The 3638-nt window shown below is 66.2% G+C and carries 4 protein-coding genes; all 4 read right to left on the bottom strand.

What is annotated here, in order from left to right; genetic code table 11:
- Positions 1 to 55 precede the first annotated feature (55 nt).
- Positions 56 to 904, bottom strand: a complete 849-nt coding sequence (locus tag ACXJL8_RS36450) for an amidohydrolase family protein (RefSeq protein ID WP_456619625.1) — start codon at positions 902 to 904, stop codon at positions 56 to 58.
- Between the two features lie 3 nt (positions 905 to 907).
- On the bottom strand, positions 908 to 1885 hold the full coding sequence (locus ACXJL8_RS36445; protein ID WP_456619624.1) for an aldo/keto reductase: 978 nt from the start codon (positions 1883 to 1885) through the stop codon (positions 908 to 910).
- Positions 1886 to 1988: 103 nt separating this feature from the next.
- The gene (locus ACXJL8_RS36440; protein WP_456619623.1) at positions 1989 to 2921 is read right to left on the bottom strand and encodes a sugar-binding protein; all 933 of its coding nucleotides are present in this window, start codon (positions 2919 to 2921) and stop codon (positions 1989 to 1991) included.
- Positions 2922 to 3016: 95 nt separating this feature from the next.
- Positions 3017 to 3638: ABC transporter permease (locus tag ACXJL8_RS36435; RefSeq protein WP_456686573.1), on the bottom strand; the 622-nt coding region annotated here is incomplete at its 5' end.

The raw sequence follows: 3638 nt of genomic DNA, 5'->3' as shown, positions 1-3638 counted from the left end.
GGTATGGGTCCCGGCCTTCGCCGGGACGACACCTGTGGTTAGGCGCGTGCTCGGCTCACGCCATCGACAACCGATACGCCCGCTTCGCATTCACCCCGAACGCCTTCTCGCGCACCTGCGCACCCAGCTTCGCCAGACACGCCTCCAGCGCGCCCTTGATCTCGCCGTAGCTGCCCGCGAGCAAGCACACCGGCCAGTCGGAGCCGAAGATCAGGCGATCCTCGCCAAAGCAGTTTGCGGCGTGCGCGACGAACGGAAACAGCCGCTCCGCATCCCAATCGTCCCACACCGCTTCGGTGGCGAGGCCCGAGATCTTGCACCAGACATTGCCGCAGGCCGCGAGTGCTTTGATGCGGTCGGCCCATTCGCTGGTTCCGCCATCGGCGATCGGCGGCTTGGCGGCGTGGTCGAGCACGAAGCGCGCCTGCGGGAAGGCCTGCGCCGTCGCGATCGCGGCGGGCAATTCGCGGGCGCGGACCAGGAAATCGTAGGCGAGATCGCGGGCGAATATTGCGGTGAGGCCGCGCTGGACATCCTCGCGCAACAGCCAGTCGGGATCGGCTTCGTCGTGGACCTGATGGCGGATGCCGACCAGCTTTTCGCCGCCGGGGACAGCACGCAGCCGGCCGAGCGTGTCACTGAGCGAACTGTCGGTCAGGTCGACCCAGCCGACCACGCCGACAACGAAGGGATTCGTGCTTGCGATGCGCAGGAACGCCTCGGTCTCCTCCAGCGCGGAGCGGCATTGCACCACGATGCTGGCGTCGACTCCGTTCGCCTCCAAGAGCGGCGCGAGATCGGCGGGAGCGAAGGCACGGCGGATCGGCGCCAGCTCAGGGGCATCCATCCAGGGATAATCGGCGCGCGCCGGGTCCCAGAAATGTTGGTGAGCGTCGATGATCATGCCTTACGCCCCGCCCGGCAGCGGCGCCCGCGCGTCGACGAGTGTTCGCGCACGCAGTTCCTGCCAGAAGGCCGGCGGCACCGCCCTCTCCGACATCGCGATATTGTCTTCGACCTCCATGGCGTTGCGCGCGCCAAGCACGGCGACCGTCACTGCGGGATGCGCCATGCAGAACTGGAGCGCGGCGGCCTTCAGCTCGGTGCCGTGCTTGCGGCAGAGCTGATCGAGCTCGAGCGCCCGCGCAACAAGCGCCGCATCGGCGTCCTGATAGTTGAACTTCGTGTTCGCGTGCGGATTGGCCAGGATGCCGCTGTTGTAGATGCCGCCGAGCAGGATGCCGATGCCTCTCTCGCGGCAGACCGGAAACAGCGCATCCAGCGCGCCCTGGTCGAGCAGCGTGTAGCGGCCGGCGAGCAGGAAGCAATCGACCGGCACGCCTTCCGCGAAGCGGACCAGCATCTCGGACTGGTTCATGCCGGCGCCGATCGCCTTGATCGTGCCGTCGGCGCGCAGGCGCTGCAGCGCGCGGAAGGCGCCGGCAACCGCGTCGTCATAGTGATCGTCCGGATCATGTACGAGCAGGACGTCGACGCGGTCGAGCCCGAGGCGCGCGAGGCTTTCCTCCACCGAGCGCATCACGCCGTCATAAGAGAAATCGAACACCGGCCGCTCGCGCGGCGTGCCCTTGTAATGGTCGTCCTCGGCGGCAGCGCCGTCAGGCGCGCGCAGAAGCCGTCCGACCTTGGTGGAGATGACGTAGGAGTCGCGCGGCTGCTGCCGCAGGAAGCCGCCGAGCCGCCGTTCCGCCAGACCGAAGCCGTAGAGCGGCGCGGTATCGAAGAAGCGGATGCCGGCCGACCAGCCGCGCGCGATCGTCGCTTCCGCGTCGGCACCGCTGACCGGGGTGAACAATCCGCCGAGCGGAGCCGAACCGAGACCGATTGACGTGACGTCGAGGGAGCCGAGCCGCGACCGTTTCATTCCCATGGCCTTCCAGCAGTCTTGCAACAGTCCAATTCATCTCTCCCGCTTGCGGAAACCGCAAGCGGGAGAGGCACGCAGGAGCGCGGGGCTGGCGGCGCTCCTACTTCAACATCTGCGCGACGTTGTCCTTGGTCACGAGATCTAGGCCGGTGTAGACGATCTCCGGCACCTTCTCGCCCTTCTTGATGGCGAGCAGCGTGTCCATCGCCTTCTCGCCCATCTCGAAGGGCCGCTGGCCGACCAGCGCATTGGCATAGCCGTCGCGCAGCAATTCGAGCTGCATCTTCAGCGTATCGGCGACGACCAGCGTGAACTTGCCGGAATCGATGTCCTTCTTATTCCTCGAGGCGAAGGCCTTGAAGCCCTCGGGAGCGAACATCGGCCAGCCGCCAATGGGAACGATGGCGGCGAGATCGGGCGTTGCGGTGCGCATGTCCGTCATCTGCTGGACCGCGAGCGCGGGATCATCGTTGCAGAAGGTCGGCGACCCCGCGACCTCGGTCCATTTCGAGCCCTTCAGCGCTTCGCGGACGCCGTCGACACGCTCGGCGAGATTCTTGGCGCCGGGGCCTCCCGAGACCATGGCGTATTTGCCGCCGTCCGGCCGAAGCTTCAGCAATTCCTTGCCGAGCGCGACGCCGAATTCCTTGTTGTTGGTGCCGATATAGGCGATGCGCTTGGAGCTCGGTGCGTCGGCATCGAAGGTGATGACGGGAATGCCGGCGGCCGTCGCCGCCTCGATCGACTTGGTCATGGCCGCGACGTCGGCGACCGAGATCGCGAGGCCATCGACCTTCTGGGTGACGAAGTCCTGGATGATCTGGGCCTGCGTCGCCGGCTCATGCTCGACCGGACCCTTGTAGACGCACTCGATGTTGCCGAGCTCCTTGGCGCGCTTCAGGCAGCCGTCGCGCGCGAAGTCGAAGAACGGATTGTTCATCGCCTTGGGCACGATCACGAAACGGTAGTTCGCGGCCAATGCCGGCGTCGCCATCATCGCGACGGCCATGCCCGCAAGAAGAAGTCTCCTCATTGCTTTCCTCCACCCTTGTTTGGCGCCTGTCCTCTCAAAATCGTCCGGGAAGCGGACAGGCGGCATCTTGGTTGCCCTCCCGAAACGGCGTCACTTCAGATCATGCGCGAGCGGATGCGATCGACCAGCACGGCGAGGATGATGATCACGCCGACCAGCGTCTGCTGCCAGTAGGAGCTGACCTGCGCCAGAACGAGACCGTTGCGAATCACCTCCAGCAGCACACAGCCGACGATGGCCCCCAATGGACCGCCTATGCCGCCGGCAAGGTTGGCGCCGCCGATGACGGCCGCCGCGATCACGTTGAGCTCGTAGGACGTCGCCATGTTGGCCGGCGCCGATCCCAGCCAGCCGGAGATGATGATGCCTTGGAGGCCTGCCGCGAGCGCGCAGATCACATAGACCTCGATCTTCACCCGCACCACCGGAATGCCGGTGAGCTCGGCCGCCTTCTCGTTGCCGCCGAGCGCGAAGACGTGGCGGCCGAATGAGGTGTGGTGCAGGACCACGGCCATCGTCAGGGCGAGGATCACGAGATAGATGAAGGGCACGGGAACGCCGAGCACGTCACCGGAGGTCGCAGCGTAGAAATAGTCGGCGTCCGGCCCGCCCGGAAAACTGCCGCGGCCGTTGGAGACGACATAGCCGAGCCCGCGCACGATCGAGAGCATGCCGAGCGTGGTCACGAACGGCGACAGGCCGAGCACTGCGATGCAG

It is taken from the genome of Bradyrhizobium sp. P5_C11_2 (assembly GCF_054049755.1).
Note: the sequence above shows the minus strand (reverse complement) of the source record. Positions and strands in the feature narration are given on the sequence as shown.